The sequence below is a fragment of the Mesorhizobium sp. M0633 genome (assembly GCF_040320645.1).
Taxonomy (GTDB): domain Bacteria; phylum Pseudomonadota; class Alphaproteobacteria; order Rhizobiales; family Rhizobiaceae; genus Mesorhizobium.
On sequence record NZ_JAMYQC010000009.1, the window covers coordinates 62,091 to 85,827 of the forward strand.

Genomic DNA, 23,737 nt, shown 5'->3' on the forward strand with positions numbered 1-23,737 from the left:
ACAGGACAGTAATTGCCCCTTCGATGCTGTCAACAGGGCTTGTCGCGAAACCGCGTTTCGCCCAGCTGGATTTCCAAGCGACGCAGTAGCTCGGGCGAAATCCGGACATTGCGCAATTCGACACGGGTGGCTTGCCGTGGCAGTTGCGCTTCTGTATCGGCACCGAATATGTTCACCGTGAGTGAAATGAATCGGCAAGGTCCGGGGTGGCAACATGGCGAAAAAAGCATCCAGTCTAAAGCCCGCTGCGGCCGTCGTCGCCGCCAAAGCCAAGCCGTCGGTCGCTGCAATCGATCCGCGCAAGATACGCGCGCCGCTCACCCAGAACCCGCACGCCATTCGCGACACCCGCGAAAAGGTCCTGGAGGTCGCCATCGGCCGCGAGGTGCGGGCCTTCCGCAAGAAGCTCGGCATTACGGTGGCCGATCTGGCTGCCGCCACCGACATTTCGCTTGGCATGCTGTCGAAGATCGAGAACGGCATCACCTCGCCATCGCTGACCACGTTGCAGGCGCTGTCACGGGCGCTCGGCGTTCCCGTCACCGCCTTCTTCCGCCGCTTCGAGGAAGAGCGCAGTGCCGTCTTCGTCAAGGCCGGCGAAGGCCTCGACGTCGAACGCCGCGGCACGCGCGCCGGCCACCAGTACAATCTGCTCGGCCATATCGGCTCCAACACCAGCGGCGTCGTCGTGGAACCCTATCTGATCACGCTGACCGAGGATTCCGACGTGTTCCCGACCTTCCAGCACGAGGGCATGGAATTCCTCTATATGCTCGAGGGCGAGGTGGTTTACCGGCACGGCAGCAATCTTTACCCGATGAAGCCCGGCGACAGCCTGTTCTTCGACGCCGACGCGCCGCACGGACCGGAAGTGCTGAGCGTTCTGCCGATGCGCTATCTGTCGATCATCTGCTACCCGCAGAGCGCGGGGTGAGCCGGAGATGAGGGCGCACAAGCAATCCTGGATCGCTGCACTCCACGGCCACGGTAACGGCATGGATCCTAGGGTCTCCGCTACGTCGCTTCGCTCCTGCTTCGCCCTAGGATGACGAAGGCGTGGGGTCCAAGGCTAATCGCGGATGTCGGAGATTGGCAGTTGCATCGCGGCTTAGAGGTTGGTGGCCGACGGCAATTCGCAAGTTTCGAGGTTAGCTGAAGCGTCCCTCACTTCGTCATCCTAGGGCGGAGCAGGAGCGAAGCGACGTAGCGGAGACCCTAGGATCCATGCCGTAACCTCCACGCGCTGCTACGTTGAACTGCAGGGCAAGCTCGTCCTCGATTGGTCGCAAGGGGGCTAAAGGCCGGCGCTCTACGGCGCCCCCCTCTGCCCTGCCGGGCATCTCCCCCTCTTGGGGGGAGATTGGCAGCTTGACGGGCAGCGCGAACCTCGCAAACAGAACCTCAATCCGGCCCAAACCCCGGCGACGTCGCACTGCCGTCATCCAACTTCGACAGCCACTCGACCAATGTCGCACGGTAACGCGTCAGGCCCTTGTAGTTGGCGAGTTCCTCGGGCAGGTCGCGGATGACGCGGTGCAGGCGCCGTGCCCATTTCGGCTGCGTCACCAGCTCGTCCATCTTGATCAGGTAGCAGCGGATCGGGAAGACGATCGCATTCGAGCGCGGCAGCCGCCAGAAGCTCTGCAGCTCGACGCGCAGATGAACCTTGTCGCCGACGTTTTCCGGCGTCACCGTGGCGCGGTCCGGACCCCATTTGTGGTAATTTTCCGGGCTGGTATCGAGGCGCGGATTGATGGTCATCGTCCAGTTCAGCCGGCGTGCGGGTTTGCCCTGCTGGATGTTGGTGAGGAATTTCAGCGCCCGGACGAATATGCCCTTCTCATGCGCCAGCGGCACCGGCGCGTGCCATTCGAAGAAGTTCATGCCGATGTCGAAATCGAGCGACCAGTCGGCCTGGGTGGTGACCATGCCGGCATCCATCCACAGGTTGCCGTCGCGCTGGTCGAGGATGCAGAAATCGCCCTGGCTCTGGCGGGTGATGTATTCCATCGGCCCATAGGGCAGCGTCGAGACATCGCCAAAGGTGAAGCTGTCGTCGATGCCAAGCGGCCGGTTGATCCAGCGCCAGCGGTCGCCATCGCGCGTCAGCGTGAAATGCTCGGGATAGCCCAGCGCCTGCTGCTCCATCAAAAGCTCGAGCAGATCCCAGCCGGCCAGCGTCATGTGCGGCAGCGACTGGCAGCGCAGCGGATCCTCGGCCAGCACCAAAGCGCGGTCCTGCATCTCGGCGACATAGTGCTCGTCGACGTCGATCAAATTCTCCAGCACGCTGCCCTTCGGCCCGACGACATGCGGCTCGATGTTGACGGCATACATGTAGCTGTCTTCATGGAACGGGAACGGGAACCGCCTGATGTGCTCGGGGCTGTTCCTGAAGGTAAAGTCGTCGCGGAACGTTTCCTTGCGAAAGGTGATGCCCAAGCTCGCCTCCTATCTTTCCAGCACCAGCGACCTGCCCTCGAAGCGCGAGACGCAGGGCATGATCTTGCAGCCCGAACGGTGGTCTTCCTCGCTCAGCCAGTGGTCGTTGTGGATGAATTTGCCGTCATGCGAAATGACGTTGGTCTCGCACTGGCCGCAGACGCCGCCGCGGCAGAGATAGGGCGGATCGACGCCGGCCGCCTCGATCGCCTCGAGCAGGCTCTGCTGCTCGTCGACACGGATGGTCTTGCCGCTGACCGCCAGCGTCACGTCGAAGGGGGCGCCGGGCTGCGGCGCCGCGAAATGCTCGAAATGCACGGTCTCCGGAGGCCAGCCGAGCGCCGCGGCACGCTCGCGCACCCAGCCAATCATGCCCGACGGGCCGCAGACATAGAGATGCGTGCCGAGCGGCTGCGATGACAACAGCCGGTCGAGATCGACGCGCTCGTCGCGGTCGTCGTGATAGAGCCTGACCCGGTGATCGTAGCGCTCTCTCAGCAGGTCGGCATAGGTGCCGAGCGAGGCGGTGCGGCAGGTGTAATGCAATTCGAAATTGCCGCCTTCCGCCGCCAGCTGCGCGGTCTGCGCCATGAACGGGGTGATGCCGATGCCGCCGGCCAGCATCAGATGCTTCCTGGCGCGCAGATCGAGCGAGAACAGGTTGACGGGATAGCTGACCACCATCTCCGTGCCCGGCCTGACCTGCCTGTGCATGAACAACGAGCCGCCGCGGCCGGCGTCGTCGCGGCGCACCGAGATGGTGTATTCGCGGGTGTCTAGCGGCGAGCCCATCAGCGAATAGGGATTGAGCCTGGTGCGTTCGCCATCGCGCATCTCGACGACGACATGGGCGCCGCCGGAGAAGGTCGGCAAAAGCTCGCCGTCGCGCCGGCGGAAATGAAAGCGCGTCACCAGCTCGTTGACCGGGACGACATCGCTGACGACGACATCGAGCTTAGTTGTGCCGGCGCTCATCGAAAGACCTCCTCGATCGGAGGAATTTCGCTGCGGTCCTCGGCGTTGATGCAGACGCCCTGGAAGGCGGCGAGGCGCCGCGAATAGTGGTCGCGCACCAGAAGCAAGAGGCCGCAATGCGAACAGGTTGCCGGCTGCGTCGTCACGTTCTCGGTGATGCCCTTGCAATGGACGCACTGCATGCGGCGCGCCAGCGAGCCGCGATGCTCGGTCTGAACCGAGGTGTGGTCGATGCCGGCTTCGAGCGCCGCCTGCATGGCCTGGCCGATCAGCCCCTCGGTGCCGGCGAGATAGAGCCTGAGGCCCATATGGGCGTTGGCCAGCATCTGCTTCAGCCGCGGCAGGGCGCTGGCAAAGGAATGACCGAGGTAGAACTGTGCCGGCTTCAGGGCTTCGACCGCATCGGCGTATTTGCCGTCGCGGCCGGGAATGAAGATGATGTGGGCGCCGCCGAAGAAATCCGCCGGTGCCTTGGCGGCCAGATCGGCAATGGCCAGCGCTCCTTCTGCATCCGCTATGAAAAGATGATGCTTGCCGGGCTGCGGAGACAGGGTCCCATAGACCGGCCGGCTGATGATGCTTTTCGCTGCCATACCCGCAGTATGCCTCAGCCTTTCGCCGTGCGCTTGGTCTTCTTCGGATCGTCGAAAGGAAGCGGCTCGGCGGTTGCGCTGATGGGGCCGCTCTTGTTGCGGATCTCGAGCCTGGTGCCCTGTACCGCGCAGTCGACGTCGAGCCGGGCAATGCCCATCGATTTTTTGACCAGCGGCGAATACATTGCGCAGGTCACCACGCCGACCTTTTTGCCGTCGCGATAGACCGGTGCGCCCTCGTCGGCCGGCTCCTTGCCTTCGAGCAGCACGCCGAAGATCTTGAAGCGCTCCTTGCCCTTGAGGCGGTAGTGCTCCTCGGCACCGCGAAAGCCCGTCTTGCCGGGGCTGACGGTGAAGTCGAGACCAAGCTCCCACAGCGTGTCGCCGGGGCCTTCGTTCTCAAACGGGTATTTCTGCGAATTGTCGTAGGGGTAAAACAGCAGGTAGCTCTCGACGCGCAGCATGTCGAGCGTGGTGAAGCGGCACGGGATGATGCCGGCGCTCTTGCCCTCGTCGAGGATCCTGTCCCAGATCGTTCCGGCGTCCTGGCCACGGCAGAAGATCTCGTAGCCGCGCTCGCCGGTGTAGCCGGTGCGCGAGATCATCACCGGAAAGCCGAACAACTGCGTCTGCATGTGGTGGAAATAGTTGAGGTCGCGAATGCCGGGCACATGCTTTGCCAGATAATCCACGGCTAGCGGCCCCTGCAGCGAAAGGTCGTGCAGATTGTCGTCGAAGCGCAGCGACACGTCGCGACCGACGCAAGCGCGCTGCAGCTCTTCATGGCCGGTGCCCGAGCCATGCACGACCATCCAGGAATTCGGGCCGGTGCGGTAGAGGATGCAGTCGTCGGTGAACTTGCCGGCCTCGTTGAGCATGCAGGCATAGGCCGACTTGCCGGGATAGATCTTTTCGACGTCGCGCGTCGTCGCCAGATCGATCAGGTGCGAGGCGTGCGGCCCGGTGATGTGAACCTTCTTCAAGCCGGACACATCCATCAGGCCGGCCTTGGTGCGGATGGCGATATACTCTTCGTCCGCGTCCTTGTCGTAGGTCCAGGCGGTGCCCATGCCGCTCCAGTCCTCGAGCTTCGAGCCGAGCGCGCGATGGCGATCCGCAAGCGTCGAAAATCTCCAGGATGCCGTCATCCGCTGTCCTCCGTTCGAAAGAAACTTTTTTGCTTTCCCCTGCTCCCTGCACACAGGCGGGAGCGTTGCCTTGAATATTGATCGCAAACGCCGGGAGCCTGCAATACCCGTAAGCAAATAATTTCATTGTCAGGCAAATCCGGCGCGCCCAAACTAACGGTTAACGTCGCGTAAAATCGTCTTGACAATTCCAGAATTCGGCCGGATTTTATGAAAAAAATTTCACTCTCTTGAAAGAGGGCAATGACCGGCCAATCCGGACCGGCGTTGAAAAAGGGGAAAGCCGATGTCCGACCTGCAACAGCGCGTGGAAGCGTTGTACCGTTCCGACGTGCGTGGATCCATGCTCCTGATCGTCTGCCTGTGGGCGACGATCCTCTTTGTCCTGTTCATGACATGGCCATACGTCCCCGACGCAGGCATCAAGCTCGTCGTCGCGGTCGCCGCCGCCGCGGTGCTGATCTTCAACACGGCCGCGATCCTGGCGATGGTCAACCACTACAAGGAAGACAAGGACTTCATCTACGGCCTCGACATCAAGAACGCCGACGCCTACCGCAACCGCAAGTCCTGAGGGGGAGACGCATGGCCCGCTATACACCGCCCGAACAGAGCAAGGCCGGACAGGTTTTCGATATCGCCGTCGTCGTGGTCGCGATTTTCGTCGCGCTGTGGCTGCCGCTGAAACTAGGTCTGGCAGGGGCGGCAAAATCCATTGACGCGCTCGACGCCAAGACGTGGGAAGCGCTCGGACAAAACCCGACCATGGCCTCGATCTGGGAAAAGCTCGGCTACACGCCGGAAACCGCGCACGACATCATCCAGAACCGGTTCCACTACATCATCGACTGGCCGACGCTGATCATCATGGCGGCAGTGCTGATCGGCTATTTCATCTTTCTGTTCCGCGCATCGGACCGCGAATACCGCGACGTCATCGACGAAAAGTTCGGCGACAAATAGATAGGAAGCATCGTCATGTGGGTGGCACTCTCTTACGCATGCTGGGGCATCTCGATCGTGCTCGCGCTGTGGATGCTCTACGACTGGTTCAAGATCGACACGACCTATTCCGAAGAGATGCTGACCTCGTCCAGGGAAGGCGAACTTGAAGCCGTGTCCGAAAAACACCGGATCTGAGTGGGGGATTGAACGATGACGATCACGGCTGAACCAGCGGTGCAAGTGCAAGGCGACAGGGTTTCACTGCTCAGGGTGCTCGGCCCCGCCCATGTCTGGGCGCTCGGTGTCGGCATCGTTCTGGTCGGCGAATTCACCGGCTGGAATTTCGCGGCGGACAAGGGCGGCGCGCTGGCGGCGCTGATCGTCTGCTGGATCGTCGGCCTGCTCTACACGTCGGTCGCGATGATCGATTCCGAAGTTACCTCGACGGTTGCCGCCGCCGGCGGCCAATATGCCCAGGCCAAGCACATTGTCGGGCCGCTGATGGCCTTCAACGTCGCGCTGTTCCTGGTCTTTGCCTACACCATGCTCGAAGTGTCGGACGCGATCCTGCTCGGCGACACCATCGTCGCCAAAGCCGGCGTCGAGGGGCTCAACCACAATTCCTTCATCGCCGCGACCATCGTCGTGCTGGCATGGCTGAACTATCGCGGCGTGCTGATGACGCTCAACGTCAATTTCGTCATCACCGCCATCGCCTATGTCTCGATCGTCATCCTGTTCTTCTCGGTCAGCCCGTGGACGCAAGGCGCCGTGCTCAAGCTGAACGAGTTGGTGACCCCGGGCAACGCCCTGCCCTATGGCTGGATCGGCGTCATCGCCGCCTTCCAGTTCGGCATCTGGTACTACCTCGGCATCGAGGGCACCACGCAGGCCGCCGAGGAAGTGCGCTCGCCGGCGCGCTCGCTGCCCTACGGCACGATGGCCGGCATGATCACGCTTCTGATCGCCGCCGCCATGACCTGGTATGTCTGCGCCTCGCTGATGCCCTGGGAATATCTCGGCATCACCTACTATCCGCTGTGGGACGCAGGCAAACTGACCGGCAGTGCGCTGCTGGAAAACCTGTTGTTCATCGCGACGCTACTTGCCGCGCTCGCCTCCGCCAATGGCTGCATCAACGACGCCGCGCGCGCCTGGTTTTCGCTCGGCCGCGACCGCTATCTGCCGACCTGGTTCTCGGCGGTGCATCCGAAATACCGCACGCCCTATCGCTCGATCCTGTTTCTGCTGCCGATCGCGCTTGCCTTTGCCTTCATCGCCGACCTCAACCAGGCGATCACCTTCTCGATCCTGTCGGGCGTGCTGCAATACACCTTCATGAGCATCAACATCATCATGTTCAGGAAAAAGTGGCCGCTCGGCTCGATCCGCCGCGGCTACACCCATCCGTTCCATCCGCTGCCGGCTATCGTCTTGTTCTGCCTTTGCGTCGTCACCTTCTTTGCGATCTTCCTCGGCTTCGGCTCGCAGCTGATCGCCATGGTCGCTTTCTACTTCCTGATCTCGCTGTGGTTCCACTTCTACCGCTACAAATTCGTGCGCCGTGGTGCCCAGTTCACCATGCCGTGGCCGAAGCCGCAGGGCTACTGACGGCGCGCCCGGTCTGGGCGGGCATTTGCGTGACGAGGTGCGTTAGGTGATCTCAGCATTGCTCGCCGGGGCGGTTGCCCTGGCTCTCGTCCTCCATATAGCCTGGCTTGCGCGGGCCAGCCGCGCCAAGGCTTCGACCGGGCTTGCCGCCGACGAAGCCGGCGTCCGCGCCGTCATCCCCGACGCGGCCAACGTCTCGGACGGCACTGCCGGCGTCGTTACCTTCGCCGGCTCGTGGAACGGCCGGCGGGTGCAGGTGCGGACCATCGTCGACACGCTGGCGATCAGGAAGCTGCCGGCGCGCTGGCTGAGCGTTTCGATCACCGAAAAGGTCGCGATACCAGGCACTTTCGATATGATGATGCGGCCGGGATCGCCGACGACTTTTTCCAATTTCGATCATCTCGTCCATACGCTGCCGAAGGCGGCGGGGTTTCCGGCCGAGGCGGTGCTGCGGAGCGACCGCAAGGGCGTGCGCTTCCCCGAAGCCGTCATCGCCGGCCACCTCGATGTCTTTGCCGAGGAGCGCGCCAAGGAATTGCTGATCACGCCGAACGGCGTGCGCATCGTCTGGCTGCTGGCCGAGGCCGAGCGGGCGCGCTACGGCGTATTCCGGCAAGCCGAATTCGGCACGGTCAGGCTCGATCCGGTGCTGATCGAGAGGCTGCTGTCGTCGGCTTCGGCGCTGCGCGATGCCATCAATCAAAGCGAACGGCAAGCAGCATGACCAGCCAGATCACCACCTCCCCCGCACCACCGAGCCCCTATCTGGTTCTGGGCGCTGCGATTGTCTTGCCGGCGAGCGGGCAGGTCGTGCTCGGCGTGCCGGTGCGCGGCCTGCAATTCCTGTTCTTCATGGTGATCCTTGCCTGGGTCACCGCCAAGATCGCGCCGCCCGACGCCAGCTTCGTCGGACGCCATGCCGGCGGCTTCCTGATCTATGCCCTGTCGATCCTGGATGCCTACAAGATCGCCCGCATCCGCTATGCCAAATGGGTTCACAATGGCGGCCAGCGCAGCGATAGTGCGGCCGGCGGCGCCTCAGCCGATATATAACGACAGGAAAATTTTTTTCATACCATTGAATTCCCGGGACTCATTCGATACATCTCGGAGGGAACAAACTCGCGGAGGCTGACATGTGCGGAATCGTCGGACTGTTTTTGAAGGACAAGTCGCTCGAGCCCCAGCTTGGCGCGATGCTGTCGGAGATGCTGATCTCGCTCAGCGATCGCGGTCCCGACAGCGCCGGCATCGCCATCTATGGCGCGCCCTCCAGTGAAGCCAAGATCACCATCCAGTCGGCCAAGCCGGAGCGCGATTTCCGCGGCCTCGACGCCGAACTCGCCAAGGCGATCGGCGCGTCGGTGAGCATTGCTGCGAAGTCGACGCATGCGGTGGTCCGGACGATGCCTGCCAAGATCGACGAAGCGCGCGAGGCGATCCAGACGCTGCGCCCCGACATCCGCATCATGGGCGCCGGCGACGTCGTCGAAATCTACAAGGAAGTCGGCTTGCCCGAAGCGGTCGTCGACCGTTTCGGCGTCCGCGAGATGACCGGCACCCACGGCATCGGCCATACCCGCATGGCGACCGAATCGGCGGTGACGACGATGGGCGCGCATCCGTTCTCGACCGGCGCCGACCAGTGCCTGGTGCATAATGGCTCGCTGTCCAACCACAACAATGTCCGCCGCGAGCTGATCCGCGAAGGCATGACATTCGAGACCGAGAACGACACCGAGGTCGCTGCCGCCTATCTCTCCTCGCAGATGGCGCATGGCAAGAATCTGGGCGAGGCGCTGGAAGGCACGCTGAGCGATCTCGACGGCTTTTTCACCTTCGTCGTCGGCACCAAGAACGGCTTCGGCGTGGTGCGCGATCCGATCGCCTGCAAGCCCGCCGTAATGGCCGAAACCGACCAGTATGTCGCCTTCGGCTCGGAATATCGTGCGCTCACCAAACTGCCCGGCATAGACAATGCGAAGGTCTGGGAACCCGAGCCCGCAACCGTCTATTTCTGGGAGCATTGAACCAATGCCGGCAAGCAATGCCTTCAATACGGGCAACCTCTCCAAGGCCGCGCGTGAGCCGGGCCAGGCATCGAGGGTCTTCGACCTGGCCGAAATGTCGCTGCGCGAGCTCAACCAGGCGCTGCACGATCTGGCGCCCGGTTCGAACGAGACCGCCTGGGAGGTGCTCCACCCGCGAGGCAGCCATTCGGTCGCCGTCGGCGTCGACCAGCCGGTCGCCATCGATGTGCGCGGCAGCGTCGGCTATTATTGCGGCGGCATGAACGACGGCGGCACCATCACCGTGCATGGCTCGGCCGGGCCCGGCGTCGGCGAGAACATGATGTCCGGCCAGATCGTCGTCAAAGGCGATGCCAGCCAGTATGCCGGCGCCACCGGCCGGGGCGGGTTGCTCGTTATCGAAGGCAACGCGTCGTCGCGCTGCGGCATCTCGATGAAGGGCATCGACATCGTCGTCCATGGCAATATCGGCCACATGTCGGCCTTCATGGCGCAGTCCGGCAACCTCGTGGTGCTGGGCGACGCCGGCGATGCGCTCGGCGATTCCATCTACGAGGCGCGGCTTTTCGTGCGCGGCAAGGTCGAAAGCCTCGGCGCCGACTGCATCGCCAAGGAGATGCGGCCCGAGCATCTCGAATTGCTGCAAGGCTTGCTCGACCGCGCCGGTGTGACCGGCGTCAAGGCGGCGGAGTTCAAGCGTTATGGCTCGGCTCGTACCCTCTACAATTTCAATATCGACAACGCCGACGCGTATTGAGGCTCAATGACCTATCGCAACCCGCCGACGACGCCGCGCAAATCCGCGACCTTCGACGACTACACGCTTTCCGAGATCCGCCGCGCCGCGGCGACCGGCATCTATGATATCAGGGGCGCCGGCGCCAAGCGCAAGCTGCCGCATTTCGATGACCTTCTGTTCCTTGGTGCCTCGATCTCGCGCTACCCGCTCGAAGGCTATCGCGAGCGCTGCGACACCAGCGTCGTGCTCGGGTCGCGCTATGCGAAGAAACCGATCGAATTGAAAATCCCGATCACCATTGCCGGCATGAGCTTCGGCTCGCTGTCCGGGCCGGCCAAGGAAGCGCTTGGCCGCGGCGCGACGCTGTCCGGCACCTCGACGACCACCGGCGACGGCGGCATGACCGAGGAAGAGCGCGGCCATTCGAAGACGCTGGTCTACCAGTATCTGCCGTCGCGCTACGGCATGAACCCGCGCGATCTGCGCCGTGCCGACGCGATCGAGGTGGTCGTCGGCCAGGGCGCCAAACCCGGCGGCGGCGGCATGCTGCTCGGCCAGAAGATCTCCGACCGCGTCGCCGAAATGCGCACGCTGCCGAAAGGCATCGACCAGCGCTCGGCCTCGCGCCACCCCGACTGGACCGGGCCGGACGACCTCGAGATCAAGATCCTCGAACTGCGCGAGATCACCGACTGGGAAAAGCCGATCTACGTCAAGGTCGGCGGCGCGCGGCCGTATTACGACACCGCGCTTGCGGTGAAATCGGGCGCCGATGTCGTCGTCGTCGACGGCATGCAGGGCGGCACGGCGGCGACCCAGGAAGTGTTCATTGAAAATGTCGGCCAGCCGACGCTTGCCTGCATCAGGCCGGCCGTGCAGGCGCTGCAGGATCTCGGCATGCACCGCAAGGTGCAGCTGATCGTCTCCGGCGGCATACGCAACGGCGCCGACGTCGCCAAGGCGCTGGCGCTCGGCGTCGACGCGGTGTCGATCGGCACGGCAGCGCTTGTCGCGCTCGGCGACAACGACCCGCGCTGGGAAGCGGAATACAACGAGCTCGGCACCACCGCCGGCGCCTATGACGACTGGCATGAGGGTCGCGACCCGGCCGGCATCACCACGCAGGATCCCGAGCTAATGAAACGGGTCGATCCGATTGCGGCCGGCCGACGGCTGGCGAATTATCTTAAGGTGATGACACTTGAGGCTCAGACAATCGCCCGCGCCTGCGGCAAGAACAGCCTGCACAATCTCGAGCCCGAGGATCTTGTGGCCTTGACGATCGAAGCCGCCGCCATGGCCGGCGTGCCGCTGGCCGGCACCAACTGGATACCGGGCAAGAACGGCTTCTAAGACAAACCAAATGCCAGTAAGCGAGGAACTATAATGGGGAACGATCTCGCCGCCTTCGCCAAGGAGAAGGGCGTCAAATATTTCATGATATCCTACACCGACCTGTTCGGTGGGCAACGCGCCAAGCTGGTGCCGGCGCAGGCGATCGCCGACATGCAGCGCGACGGTGCCGGCTTTGCCGGCTTTGCCACCTGGCTCGACCTGACGCCGGCGCATCCCGACATGCTGGCGGTGCCGGATCCGGCCTCGGTGATCCAGTTGCCTTGGAAGCCGGAAGTCGCCTGGGTCGCCGCCAACTGCATCATGGACGACAAATCGGTCGAGCAGGCGCCGCGCAACACGCTGAAGCGGTTGATCGCGGAGGCCGCTGGCGACGGCATGCACATCAAGACCGGCGTCGAGGCCGAATTCTTCCTGATCTCGCCGGATGGCAAGACGATTTCCGACGAATATGACACGGCGTCGAAGCCCTGCTACGACCAGCAGGCGGTGATGCGCCGCTACGATGTGATCGCCGAGATCTGCGACCACATGCTGGCGCTCGGCTGGGGCGCCTACCAGAACGACCACGAGGACGCCAACGGCCAGTTCGAGATGAACTGGGCCTTCGACGATGCGCTGGCGACCGCCGACAAGCATTCCTTCTTCAAATTCATGGTGAAATCGGTCGCCGAAAAGCACGGCCTGCGCGCAACCTTCATGCCTAAACCCTTCCAGGGCCTGACCGGCAATGGCTGCCATGCGCATATCTCGGTGTGGGACAAAGACGGCAAGACCAATGTCTTTGCCGATGATGCGATGGAGCTCGGCCTGTCGGCCAAGGGCAGGAATTTCCTCGGCGGCATCATGAAACATGCGTCCGCGCTTGCCGCCATCACCAACCCGACGGTCAATTCCTACAAGCGCATCAACGCACCGCGCACCATCTCCGGCGCCACCTGGGCGCCGAACACGGTGACCTGGACCGGCAACAACCGCACCCACATGGTGCGCGTGCCTGGGCCAGGCCGCTTCGAGCTGCGCCTGCCGGACGGCGCGGCAAATCCCTATCTGCTGCAGGCCGTCATCATCGCCGCCGGCCTTGACGGCGTCCGCTCGAAGGCCGACCCCGGCCGGCGCTACGACATCGACATGTACCAGTTCGGCCATACGGTCGAAGGGGCGCCGAAGCTGCCGCTCAACCTGCTCGACGCATTGCGCGAGTTCGACAACGACAAATCGCTCAAGGCGGCGCTGGGTGAGGAATTCTCGTCGGCCTATCTAAAGCTCAAGCAGCAGGAATGGAATTCCTATGCTTCCCACTTCACCCAGTGGGAGCGCGACCACACGCTCGACATCTGATCCGGAATTGTTGCACGCCCGGCGCGAAACAGGTTCATGAAATACTCGATCTTCTCCCTCGCCCGGGCGGCATTTTCCGGCCACAAGAACTGGCAGCGCACCTGGCGCGACGCCAGCCCAAAGAGCCACTACGACGTGGTGATCATCGGCGGCGGCGGCCATGGCCTGGCGACGGCATGGTTCCTCGCCAGCGAATACGGCATCAGGAATGTCGCGGTGCTGGAAAAGGGCTGGATCGGCTCCGGCAATGCCGGCCGCAACACCACCATCATCCGCTCCAATTACGGGCTGCCCGGCAATACCGGCTTCTACGAGCTGTCGATGAAGCTGTGGGAGCGGATGGAGCAGGACCTCAACTACAACACCATGGTCAGCCAGCGCGGCGTCATCAATCTCTACCATTCCGACGCGCAGCGCGACGCCTATGCGCGGCGCGGCAACACCATGCGCATCAACGGCATCGATGCCGAACTGCTCGATCTGACGGCGGTCAGGAAGATGATGCCGTTCCTGAACTTCGACAACGCACGTTTCCCGGTGCAGGGCGGGCTTTTGCAGCGGCGCGGCGGCACGGCGCGCCACGACGCCGTGGTCTGGGGCTATGCGCATGCGGCGAGCGCGCTCGGGGTCGACATCATCCAGAACTGCGAGGTGACCGGTTTTGTCCGCGATGGCAGCGGCAAGGTGACCGGCGTCGAGACGAGCCGCGGCAGGATCGGCGCGGCCAAGGTCGGCATGGCGGTCGCCGGCTCCTCGTCGCGCGTCGCGGCGATGGCCGGCATGCGGCTGCCGATCGAAAGCCATGTGCTGCAGGCCTTCGTCTCCGAGGCGATCAAGCCGCTAATCCCCAATGTCATGACGTTCGGCGCCGGGCATTTCTACGTCAGCCAGTCCGACAAGGGCGGCCTGGTCTTCGGCGGCGATATAGACGGCTACAATTCCTACGCCCAGCGCGGCAATCTGCCTGTCATGGAAGACGTCTGCGAAGGCGGCATGGCGCTGATGCCGATGATCGGCCGGATACGGCTGCTGCGTCAGTGGGGCGGCATCATGGACATGTCGATGGACGGCTCGCCGATCATCGACAAAACACCGGTCGACGGGCTCTATCTCAACGCCGGCTGGTGCTATGGCGGCTTCAAGGCGACGCCCGGCTCCGGCCTGGTCTTTGCTCATCTGCTGGCGCGCGACGAGCCGCACAAGGAGGCTGCCCGCTTTCGTCTCGACCGCTTCCGGCGAGGTGCGATGATCGACGAAAAGGGCCAAGGCGCCCAACCGAACCTGCATTGAAGGCTGGCTGAAGAAGCATGCGCATTGTCTGTCCCTTCTGCGGCGAACGCGAACTCGGCGAGTTCACCTATCTGGGCGACGCCAAGCCGACGCGTCCGGCGGCCGGCGCCACCGAAGACGAGGTCTTCGACTACGTCTATCTGCGCGACAACATCGCCGGGCCGATGAGTGAGTACTGGTACCATGGCGGCGGCTGCCGGGCCTGGCTGAAAGTCGCCCGCAACACGCTGACGCACGAGATTTCCTCCGTCGAGCCGGCTGCGGGCGTCGGTGCCGCCGAGGTTGGGGCCTGATGGTTGGCCCCGCGCAGACACACCGGCTGGAGAGCGGCGGTCTCATCGATCGCGCCGCGCCGCTGGCCTTCCGCTTCGACGGCAAGAGCTTTGCCGGCTTCCAAGGCGACACGCTGGCCTCGGCGCTGATCGCCAATGGCGTCAAGCTGGTCGGCCGCTCTTTCAAATACCATCGACCGCGCGGCATCCTGACCGCTGGTTCGGAGGAGCCCAACGCGCTGGTCGAACTGCGCAGCGGAGCGCGGCGCGAGCCGAACACCAAGGCGACCACGGCCGAACTCTATGACGGGCTCGAAGCCGCCAGCCAGAACCGCTGGCCGTCGCTGCGCCACGATCTGATGGCGGTCAATCAGCTGTTCGCGCCGATCTTCGTCGCCGGCTTCTACTACAAGACCTTCATGTGGCCGGCGAAATTCTGGGAAACGATCTACGAGCCAACGATTCGCCGCGCCGCCGGCCTCGGCCGCGCTGCAGGCGTCGCCGATCCCGACCATTACGACAAGGCGTGGGCGCATTGCGACGTGCTGATTGCCGGGTCCGGCCCGGCCGGGCTGGCTGCGGCACTGGCGGCCGGGCGCGGCGGCGCCCGCGTCATCCTGTGCGAGGAAGATTTTGCGCTTGGCGGCCGTCTGCTCGCCGACGGCGGCATGATCGACGGCGCGCCGGCGGCCGAATGGATTACGCGCACGCTGGCCGAACTTGCCGCACTGCCCGATGTCCGCATCATGACCCGCACGACATTGTTCGGCGTCTATGATGGCGGCACCTATGGCGCCATCGAGCGGGTCAACGACCACCTGCCCTCGCCGCCCGAGCACCAGGTGCGCCAGCGGCTGTGGCGGATCGTGGCCAAGCGCTGCGTCGTCGCCGCCGGCGCCATCGAGCGGCCGATCGTCTTTGCCGGTAACGACACGCCGGGCGTGATGATGGCTTCGGCTATGCGGACCTATGTCGCGCGCTACGCGGTTACCCCTGCCAAGAGGATCGCGCTGTTCACCAACAATGAGGATGGCTGGCGCACGGTCGAGCCCGCGCTTGGCGCCGGTTTGCAGATCGCGGCGGTCGTCGATGCGCGCCCGGACGTCTCCGCCGCGCATCGCGCGCTTGCCGCCAAAGGCGGCTTTGCCGTGCTCAACGGCTCGGTCAGCGGCGTCGAAGGCGGCAAGGACGGGGTCCGGAAAATCGTGGTGGCGCTGACCGGCGGCGCACGGGCGGAAGTCGAAGCCGACGGGCTTGCCGTGTCCGGCGGCTGGAATCCGGCGGTCGGGCTGACCTCCTATCATCGCGGCCGGCCGAAATGGCAGGACGATATCGCAGCCTTCGTGCCGGATGGTGCGCCGCCCGGCATGGTGGCCGCCGGCGCCGCCAACGGCGCCTTCGGGCTGGGCGACTGCCTGCGCCAGGGCTTTGCCGCGGGTGCTGCGGCAGCGCAGAGTGCTGGACGCAGCGGCAATGCCGGCACATCGCCGGTCGCCGACAGCGAGGCGTTTTCGCTGACGCCGCTTTGGTATGTGGCCGGCAAAGGGAAAGCCTTCGTCGATTACCAGCATGACGTGACCGCGTCCGACATCGAACTGGCGCAGCGCGAAGGTTTCGAATCGGTCGAGCATCTCAAGCGCTATACGACGCTCGGCATGGCCACCGACCAGGGCAAGACCTCGAACGTCGCCGGTCTCGCCATCATGGCGGCAATCAGCGGCAAATCGATCCCCGAAACCGGCACGACGATCTACCGCCCGCCCTATGTGCCGGTCGCCATCGGCGCCTTCGCCGGCCATCACCGTGACGAGAATTTCCATGCGACGCGGCTGACGCCATCGCATCACTGGGCGGCCGAACAGGGCGCGATCTTCGTCGACACCGGCCTGTGGAAGCGCGCGCAATGGTATCCGCGCGCCGGCGAAAAGGACTGGCTGGAATCGGTCACCCGCGAGGTCAAGGCGGTGCGCTCCGGCGTCGGCTTCTGCGATGTCTCGACGCTCGGCAAGATCGACGTGCACGGCCCGGATGCCGGCGCCTTTCTCGACCGCGTCTACATCAACACCTTCTCCAGTCTCGCCGTCGGCAAAGCCCGCTACGGGCTGATGCTGCGCGAGGACGGCATCGTCTATGACGACGGCACGACGTCACGGCTGGCCGAGGACCACTATTTCCTGACCACCACCACCGCCAAGGCCGGGCTGGTGATGCAGCATCTCGAATTCTGCCGGCAGGTGCTGTTCCCCGAATTCGACGTTCAGCTGACATCCGTCTCGGACCAGTGGGCGCAATTCTCGATCGCCGGGCCGAAGACCCGTGACCTGCTCCGGGAAATCGTCGCTCCGTCCGAGGATTTGTCGAACGAAGGTTTTCCGTTCATGGGGGCGCGGGAAGTCGCGCTTCGCGGTGGCATCAAGGCGCGGCTGTTCCGCATCTCGTTTTCGGGCGAAATGGCGTTCGAGATTTCGGTTCCCGCCCGCTATGGCGAGGCGCTGGTGCGCAATTTGATGCTGGCCGGCAAGCCGTTCGGCGTTACGCCCTACGGTACCGAGGCGCTCGGCGTCATGCGCATCGAAAAGGGCCATGTCGCCGGCCCGGAGCTGAACGGCACGACGACCGCCGCCGACCTCGGGTTGGGCAAGATGATGTCCAGCAAGAAAGATTTCATCGGCCGCGTCATGGCCGGGCGCGAGGCGCTGATTGCGCCGGACCGCCAGGTCGTGGTCGGCATCAAGCCGGTCGACAAGACGCGCCGCCTGCGTTCCGGCGCGCATATCATCCCGAAGGGCGAGACGCCCGGTCCCGATAACGACCAGGGCTACGTCACCTCGGTCTGCTTCTCGCCGACGCTCGACCAGTGGATTGGGTTGGCACTGGTTGAGCGCGGGCGCGAGCGCATCGGCGAAATCGTCCATGCGCATGACCCGCTGCGCGGCGAAGACTACGACGTCGAGCTGTGCAGTCCCGTCTTCTACGATCCGGATGGAGGGCGCCAGCGTGGCTGAGTTTTCCTGGATTGCCCGCAGTCCGCTGGAGAAAGCGCTTGTTGTCGGCGCCTATGGCGCGCGCGGCACGGCGGCCGGCGTATCGCTCACCGAGATCCGCAATTTCGACCTGATCCAGGTGATGGCGCGGCGCGGCAAAGCGGCAGAACTGGGGAAGGCCGCCGAAACCCGCTTCGGCGTTGCCGCCCCGGAAACGCCCAAGGCGACCCAAACTCCCGACGCTACGCTGATCTGGTCGGGACCGGATCAGTTCCTGGTCCTGTCCAATGGCGGCAAGCACCCGAACGAACCGCTGAGCCAGGCGTTTGCGCAATCCGCCTCGTTGTCCGACCAGTCGCATGCCCGCGCGCTGATCAGCGTTTCCGGAGAAAAGGCGCGCGCGATGCTGGCCAAACTGTCGTCGCTAGACCTGCACCCCGCGGCGTTCCCGGCCGGCACCGCTGCGGCGACCTCGGTCGATCACACCAGCATCAATCTCTGGCGTGGCAATGACCGGCCGGACGGACAGGCGGTGTTCAATCTTCTGGTGTTCGCCACCTTCGCGGAAAGCCTGTGGCATACGATGCTGGACGCTGCCGCCGAGTATGGCGTCGAGATCAGCCACAACGAGGAGTTGGCATAGCCTTGGCGCGTCTTCCCTTCTCCCCTTGTGGGAGAAGGTGGATCGGCGCGCAACGCCGAGACGGATGAGGGGTGTTCCAGCGGAGTGAGAGGCTGGCGTTCCCTGGGACACCCCTCATCCGTCGCCTTCGGCGACACCTTCTCCCACAAGGGGAGAAGGGGGAGCTTGTGCCACCTTCACCTTGCCAAACCCGATCCCCCTGCTATTCTTCCCGCTAAAATAATTTTACACACAGGCAAACTTGTTTCTCGAAACCAAGGTTGAGATGAGCCAGTCGCCCTACCCCGTCGTCGCCGGACCGCCCCGGCCGAGCCTGATCCTGCGGCCAGGCCAGATTACGCTGCCGGCCGGGATGGAGCGCTACTCGGTTCAGGGCAATGGCGCGATGCTGATCGAGGTCGAGGCCGGCGATACGATCAGCGTGCGCAATATCGAGGGCGGGCAGGCCTGCGAGCTGCTGGCATGGGACAGCAGCGACGCGACCGATCCCGGCATTCTCGGCGAGAAATCGAACAGCAATGCCGCCGGCATCAAGGCGCTGCTGGCCGAAGGCGACGACAGCCTCGCATCCTTGCGCCGGGGGCTCGAGCGGCGCCAGGTGCAGCTCGACCAGGCGAAGGCGGTTCGCGTTTTCGGCGGCGCCACCCCTGCCGGTACCGAACAGGCTTTTACCGTCGCCCGCGATGGGTCGATGCTGATTGCCGCGCCCGGCGGGCCGATGCTGGTCGACGGCCACGATACGGCGACGCCGCTTAGCGTCATCGTCCGCCGCGCCACCATCCGCCCGGCGGCGAAATCCAGGCTTGCCGACCCGTTGGCCGATCCCGTGCTCGACCTGCGCGTCCATTCGGCGACGGCGGAGGCCTACTTCGTCAAGGCGGGCGACTATCTGCAGATCATCGATGTCGACGGGCGCCAATGCACCGACTTCCAGTGCTTTTCGGCGCGCAAGCTGGACAAGGGCCGCGATCATCCGCTCGACGTGACGACGACGCGCACGCTGATGGGTTCGAGCTATCCGATGCCCGGTCTGCACTCGAAATACTACGACCAGGACATGGAGCCGCTGGTCGAGGTTGTGCAGGACACTTGCGGCCGCCACGATGCATTCGCGCTCGCCTGCGCGGCCAAATATTACGACGACATCGGTTATCCCGGCCATCCCAACTGCTCGGAGAATTTCAACCGCGCGCTGGCCGACAAGGGTGTCACGCCTCGCGCCGGCTGGATGGCGATCAACTTCTTCTTCAACACGGCCATCGACGCGCATGGCGTCGTGGTATCGGACGAGCCGTGGTCGCGGCCGGGCGACTATGTGCTACTCAGGGCGCTCACGGACATCGTCTGCGTCTCGTCCGCCTGCCCCGACGATACGACGCCGGCCAATGGCTGGAACCTGACCGACATCCATGTGCGAACCTATTCCGGCCAGCACAAATTCTCGCGAGCGATCGCCAGACGCATGACGCCCGATTCGGAACCGAAAATGACCCGCGAGACCGCCTTTCATTCGAGCTTTGCCAAGCACACCCGCAACTTCGTCGAGTACAAGGGCTATTGGCTGGCCAATTCCTTCGCCAGGCAAGGCCCGATCGATGAATACTGGGCCTGCCGGCAGGACGCCGTGATCATGGACCTGTCGCCGCTGCGCAAGTTCGAGGTCACCGGGCCGGACTCCGAGGCGCTGCTGCAATACACGCTGACCCGCGACATCAAGAAGCTCGGCGTCGGCCAGGTCGTCTATTCCGCCATGTGCTACGAGCATGGCGGTATGATCGACGACGGCACGCTGCTCAGGCTCGGCAAGGATAATTTCCGCTGGGTCGGCGGCGACGATCTATCCGGCCAATGGCTGCGGGAAACGGCGCAAAAACTCGGCCTCACCGTGCTGGTGCGCTCCTCGACCGACCAGATGCACAATGTTGCCGTGCAGGGACCGAAAAGCCGCGACGTCCTGCGGCAGATCATCTGGACCTCGCCGCTGCAGCCGTCGATCGACGAACTCGAATGGTTCCGTTTCGCCGTCGCCCGCATCGGCGGTGGCAACGGCATTCCGGTCGTTGTCTCGCGCACCGGTTACACCGGCGAGCTCGGCTACGAGATCTGGTGCCATCCGCGCGACGCCGGCAAGGTCTTCGACGCGATCTGGCAGGCCGGCCAGACGCACGGCCTGAAGCCGATGGGGCTGCAGGCGCTCGACATGGTACGCATCGAGGCCGGGCTGATCTTTGCCGGCTACGAGTTTTCCGACCAGACGGATCCGTTCGAGGCCGGCATCGGCTTCACCGTACCGCTGAAGACCAAGAGCGACGATTTCATCGGCCGCGAGGCGCTGATCCGGCGCAAGGAAAACCCGCAGAAGAAGCTGGTCGGCCTCGACATCGACGCCAATGTCGCCGTCGGCCACGGCGATTGCGTGCATGTCGGCCGGGCCCAGATCGGCGTCGTCACCTCCGGCATGCGTTCGCCGGTGCTGAACAAGACCATCGCGTTGGCCAGGCTCGACGTCGCACATTCGGCGATCGGCACCGAGGTCGAGATCGGCAAGCTCGATGGTCACAGCAAGCGGCTGCCGGCGCGCGTCGTCGCCTTCGCCCATTACGACCCGCAAAAGACCAGGCCGCGCTCCTGACCGACGCTGCCTGGTTCTTCCCTTCTCCCACAAGCGCAATGTGCACAGCGTCACAAAGCGCTTGACCTGAAAGCGCGTTGGGTCAATCTTCACTGCTAAGAAAAAAATACTACTGAGCGGAAAACGCCTGGGGCCGTTCAACGTGAGCGTCGATGACGCCTCGCGAGATTGCGGCTGTTGCCGATGGGGAACATCAAAAATGGGGAATCCACGTAAATGAGCACGATAGTCACCACCTTGGTCCCGCCTGCCGAAGGGCAGCTGCACCGGAACATCGACTGGCGCGGCGCCTTCTGGGTGGCAAGCGGCGTTCCGGCCCTTGTCCTGTTTTCGATCGGCGGCATCGCCGGCACCACCGGAACACTGGCCTTCCTGATCTGGGCCGTATCCATGGTCATGGGCTTCCTGCAGTCCTTCACCTATGCGGAGATCGCCGGGCTGTTCCCGAACAAATCCGGCGGCGCCTCGGTCTACGGCGCCACCGCGTGGCTGCGCTATTCGAAATTCATCGCGCCGCTTTCGGTGTGGTGCAACTGGTTCGCCTGGTCGCCGGTGCTGTCGCTCGGCTGCTCGATCGCCGCCGCCTATATCCTCAACGCACTGGCGCCGGTGCCGCTGTTCACCGACACTTCGCCGGAAGTCGCCGCCTATATTGCGGCCCATGCCGGAACCAGCGCTGACGCCATCACCGCGGTCACCGCGGCGGCGACGCCGGCGATCCGCAACTGGACGCTCTACGGTCACACGCTTGGCCCGGTTTCCTTCACCTTCAACGCAACCTTCTTCATCGGCGCGGTGCTGATGCTGATCATCTTCTCGATTCAGCATCGCGGCATCCTGGGCACGGCCAACGTGCAGAAATATATCGGCCTGCTGGTCATCATCCCGATGCTCATCGTCGGCGTGGTGCCGATCGTCACCGGCCAGATCAATTGGGCAAATTTTTCGCCGCTGGTGCCGCTCGCCGCCGCCTATGCGCCGGAGCCCGGCGCGTGGAACATCGCCGGCTGGACGCTGGTGCTCGGCGGCATGTTCATCGCGGCATGGTCGACCTACGGCTTCGAGACTGCGGTCTGCTACACCTCCGAGTTCAAGAACCCGGGCACCGATACCTTCAAGGCGATCTTCTATTCCGGCCTGCTGTGCATGCTGCTGTTCATCCTGGTGCCGTTCACCTTCCAGGGCGTGCTCGGCTTGAACGGCATGCTGGCGACGCCGATCGTCGACGGCTCCGGCGTGGCCGATGCGCTGGCCGGCATGGTCGGCGGCGGACAGCTGATCCACAGCCTGCTGGTGATGCTGATGATCCTGGCCCTGGTGCTATGCATCATGACGGCGATGGCCGGCTCCTCGCGCACGCTCTATCAAGGTTCGGTCGACGGCTGGCTGCCGCGCTATCTCAGCCATGTCAACGAGCACGGCGCCCCGACGCGGGCGATGTGGACCGACCTGATCTTCAACCTGATCGTGCTGGCCATCGCCTCGGCCGACGCAACGAGCTTCTTCTTCATCCTCGCCGTGTCGAATTGCGGCTACATCATCTTCAACTTCCTTAACCTCAATGCCGGCTGGATCCACCGCATCGACAATGGCCACATCGCGCGGCCATGGAAGGCGCCGAGCTGGCTGCTCGGCCTCGGCGCCATCTTTGCCTACGTCAACGCGGTCTTCATGGGCGCCGGCGCCAAGGTGTGGAACCCGATGGCATTGTGGGCCGGGCTGATCACGGCAGCCTTGATCATCCCGGTGTTCTGCTTCCGGCACTACATCCAGGACAAGGGCAAATTCCCCGACCACATGCTGGCCGATCTCGGCATGAGCTCGTCCGACCTTGCGGTGAAAAAGGCGGGGATGCTGCCCTATCTGACGCTCGTCGCCGGCGTCGTGGTGATGCTGCTCGCCAACTGGCTGTTCGTCATCTGACGACTTGCCTTGAGGGATCGGGCGCGCAAGGCGCGCTCGGTCCCTGCATTTTGTTCTTGCTTTGTGCCGGCAGCTATGCTAGTAATTTCGGTATGGTGCTGATTCGCCCCGAGACCCGCCGCCGAGGCGGGTTTTTCTTTTTAGGGGCTATTCGGCAGCGGTGCCAGCGCGGGAGCGACCGCCAAGCGCTGCGCCGATATCCTCGAGCACCTGTCCGACGCGCGCCTGGATCGTCTCGGACGCAAGCACGCCGTCGATGAAATCCCTGTCCGAAGCGTAGATCGCGGTCGGCAGCGTAAAGGCCTCGAAGAAGCCGAACAGCGGTCTCAGCTGGTGCTCGATGATCAGCGCATGCCGGTCCCCGCCGCCGGTCGCCAGCAGCACCACCGGCTTGCCCCTGAGCGCCGTTGGGTCGACAAGATCGAAGAAGTGCTTGAACAGGCCGGTATAGCTGCCCTTGTAGGTGGGCGAGCCGACGACGAGCACGTCCGCCGCGACGACGCGCTTGAGGATATCGCCCGCTTGCGCATCCAGTTCACGCGCCCATTTGGCGCCACCGAGGCTGGGGCCGAGGTCGACGACGTCATGCGTGCTGGCGGCCAGGCCATATCTGCCGGCTACCTCATTCACGATACGATCGACGAAACCGCGCGTCTTGGACGGCCGGGTGAAATTGCCTGAGAAACCGACAACGGCCGGATTGGTCATGATGCAAAGCCCTCGCGATGATTTCGGGCTGCCAGCCCGCTGCTCATGACCCTATGGACATTCGGACCGAACGAAAAGAACGGATGCTTGCCACGGTCTAAAATC

General features: G+C 63.9%; 22 protein-coding genes. 17 read left to right on the forward strand and 5 right to left on the reverse strand.

From position 1 onward, the window contains the following. Nucleotides 1–214: 214 nt before the first annotated feature. Nucleotides 215–934 (forward strand): helix-turn-helix domain-containing protein, encoded by a 720-nt coding sequence (locus tag NKI47_RS12030; protein ID WP_352452528.1) that lies wholly within the window; start codon nucleotides 215–217, stop codon nucleotides 932–934. Between the two features lie 467 nt (nucleotides 935–1,401). Here the strand turns inward: NKI47_RS12030 and NKI47_RS12035 are convergent, their stop codons facing one another. The 4 genes from NKI47_RS12035 to NKI47_RS12050 are packed head-to-tail and all read right to left on the reverse strand — an operon-like array spanning nucleotide 1,402 to nucleotide 5,158. Then, nucleotides 1,402–2,442 (reverse strand): heme-dependent oxidative N-demethylase family protein, encoded by a 1,041-nt coding sequence (locus NKI47_RS12035; protein WP_352590195.1) that lies wholly within the window; start codon nucleotides 2,440–2,442, stop codon nucleotides 1,402–1,404. A gap of 9 nt (nucleotides 2,443–2,451) precedes the next feature. Beyond that, complete coding sequence (locus tag NKI47_RS12040; protein WP_352590198.1) at nucleotides 2,452–3,417, reverse strand: PDR/VanB family oxidoreductase; 966 nt, start codon at nucleotides 3,415–3,417, stop codon at nucleotides 2,452–2,454. Then, nucleotides 3,414–4,010 carry a dimethylamine monooxygenase subunit DmmA family protein gene (locus NKI47_RS12045; protein ID WP_352590201.1) on the reverse strand — a complete coding sequence of 199 codons (597 nt, stop codon included), beginning with the start codon at nucleotides 4,008–4,010 and terminating at the stop codon, nucleotides 3,414–3,416. Before NKI47_RS12045 ends, NKI47_RS12040 begins: the two co-directional genes overlap by 4 nt. Before the next feature lie 14 nt (nucleotides 4,011–4,024). After that, nucleotides 4,025–5,158 (reverse strand): aminomethyl transferase family protein, encoded by a 1,134-nt coding sequence (locus tag NKI47_RS12050; protein ID WP_352590204.1) that lies wholly within the window; start codon nucleotides 5,156–5,158, stop codon nucleotides 4,025–4,027. Between the two features lie 286 nt (nucleotides 5,159–5,444). Between NKI47_RS12050 and NKI47_RS12055 the strand changes: the two genes are divergently transcribed. From NKI47_RS12055 to NKI47_RS12130, 16 genes are all read left to right on the forward strand, one after another. After that, complete coding sequence (locus tag NKI47_RS12055) at nucleotides 5,445–5,732, forward strand: hypothetical protein (RefSeq protein ID WP_023673993.1); 288 nt, start codon at nucleotides 5,445–5,447, stop codon at nucleotides 5,730–5,732. 11 nt (nucleotides 5,733–5,743) lie between these two features. Next, nucleotides 5,744–6,121 (forward strand): hypothetical protein, encoded by a 378-nt coding sequence (locus tag NKI47_RS12060; RefSeq protein WP_023673992.1) that lies wholly within the window; start codon nucleotides 5,744–5,746, stop codon nucleotides 6,119–6,121. Nucleotides 6,122–6,136: 15 nt separating this feature from the next. Beyond that, the gene (locus NKI47_RS12065) at nucleotides 6,137–6,298 is read left to right on the forward strand and encodes a hypothetical protein (RefSeq protein ID WP_023673991.1); all 162 of its coding nucleotides are present in this window, start codon (nucleotides 6,137–6,139) and stop codon (nucleotides 6,296–6,298) included. 15 nt (nucleotides 6,299–6,313) lie between these two features. Then, complete coding sequence (locus NKI47_RS12070; protein WP_292653875.1) at nucleotides 6,314–7,714, forward strand: APC family permease; 1,401 nt, start codon at nucleotides 6,314–6,316, stop codon at nucleotides 7,712–7,714. Between the two features lie 46 nt (nucleotides 7,715–7,760). Beyond that, the gene (locus tag NKI47_RS12075) at nucleotides 7,761–8,441 is read left to right on the forward strand and encodes a hypothetical protein (RefSeq protein WP_352590207.1); all 681 of its coding nucleotides are present in this window, start codon (nucleotides 7,761–7,763) and stop codon (nucleotides 8,439–8,441) included. Then, the gene (locus tag NKI47_RS12080; RefSeq protein ID WP_352590210.1) at nucleotides 8,438–8,770 is read left to right on the forward strand and encodes a hypothetical protein; all 333 of its coding nucleotides are present in this window, start codon (nucleotides 8,438–8,440) and stop codon (nucleotides 8,768–8,770) included. Before NKI47_RS12075 ends, NKI47_RS12080 begins: the two co-directional genes overlap by 4 nt. Nucleotides 8,771–8,853: 83 nt before the next feature. Then, nucleotides 8,854–9,747, forward strand: coding sequence for a class II glutamine amidotransferase (locus NKI47_RS12085; protein ID WP_352590213.1), 894 nt, complete (start codon nucleotides 8,854–8,856; stop codon nucleotides 9,745–9,747). A gap of 94 nt (nucleotides 9,748–9,841) precedes the next feature. Continuing rightward, nucleotides 9,842–10,504 carry a GltB/FmdC/FwdC-like GXGXG domain-containing protein gene (locus tag NKI47_RS12090; protein WP_245274607.1) on the forward strand — a complete coding sequence of 221 codons (663 nt, stop codon included), beginning with the start codon at nucleotides 9,842–9,844 and terminating at the stop codon, nucleotides 10,502–10,504. A 6-nt stretch (nucleotides 10,505–10,510) separates the two neighbouring features. Beyond that, nucleotides 10,511–11,839 (forward strand): FMN-binding glutamate synthase family protein, encoded by a 1,329-nt coding sequence (locus tag NKI47_RS12095; RefSeq protein WP_023673984.1) that lies wholly within the window; start codon nucleotides 10,511–10,513, stop codon nucleotides 11,837–11,839. Between the two features lie 33 nt (nucleotides 11,840–11,872). Next, nucleotides 11,873–13,180 (forward strand): type III glutamate--ammonia ligase, encoded by a 1,308-nt coding sequence (gene glnT / locus NKI47_RS12100; RefSeq protein ID WP_352569363.1) that lies wholly within the window; start codon nucleotides 11,873–11,875, stop codon nucleotides 13,178–13,180. Between the two features lie 36 nt (nucleotides 13,181–13,216). Next, nucleotides 13,217–14,470, forward strand: coding sequence for a sarcosine oxidase subunit beta family protein (locus NKI47_RS12105; RefSeq protein WP_352569362.1), 1,254 nt, complete (start codon nucleotides 13,217–13,219; stop codon nucleotides 14,468–14,470). A gap of 17 nt (nucleotides 14,471–14,487) precedes the next feature. Continuing rightward, the gene (locus NKI47_RS12110; protein ID WP_352569361.1) at nucleotides 14,488–14,763 is read left to right on the forward strand and encodes a sarcosine oxidase subunit delta; all 276 of its coding nucleotides are present in this window, start codon (nucleotides 14,488–14,490) and stop codon (nucleotides 14,761–14,763) included. Continuing rightward, a complete protein-coding gene (locus tag NKI47_RS12115; protein WP_352590217.1) occupies nucleotides 14,763–17,747 on the forward strand; it encodes a sarcosine oxidase subunit alpha in 2,985 nt (994 codons plus the stop codon). The genes NKI47_RS12110 and NKI47_RS12115 overlap by 1 nt, the downstream gene beginning before the upstream one ends. Next, the gene (locus NKI47_RS12120; RefSeq protein ID WP_352590221.1) at nucleotides 17,740–18,369 is read left to right on the forward strand and encodes a sarcosine oxidase subunit gamma; all 630 of its coding nucleotides are present in this window, start codon (nucleotides 17,740–17,742) and stop codon (nucleotides 18,367–18,369) included. The genes NKI47_RS12115 and NKI47_RS12120 overlap by 8 nt, the downstream gene beginning before the upstream one ends. 265 nt (nucleotides 18,370–18,634) lie before the next feature. Then, nucleotides 18,635–21,001, forward strand: a complete 2,367-nt coding sequence (locus NKI47_RS12125) for a trimethylamine N-oxide demethylase (RefSeq protein ID WP_352590224.1) — start codon at nucleotides 18,635–18,637, stop codon at nucleotides 20,999–21,001. Between the two features lie 216 nt (nucleotides 21,002–21,217). Beyond that, nucleotides 21,218–22,924: a trimethylamine N-oxide permease gene (locus NKI47_RS12130; RefSeq protein WP_352590227.1), complete on the forward strand. Its 1,707-nt coding sequence runs from the start codon at nucleotides 21,218–21,220 to the stop codon at nucleotides 22,922–22,924. A gap of 147 nt (nucleotides 22,925–23,071) precedes the next feature. On the opposite strand, the gene msuE is transcribed toward NKI47_RS12130, so the two are convergent. Further along, a complete protein-coding gene (msuE, locus tag NKI47_RS12135; protein WP_352455213.1) occupies nucleotides 23,072–23,632 on the reverse strand; it encodes an FMN reductase in 561 nt (186 codons plus the stop codon). Between the last annotated feature and the right edge of the window lie 105 nt (nucleotides 23,633–23,737).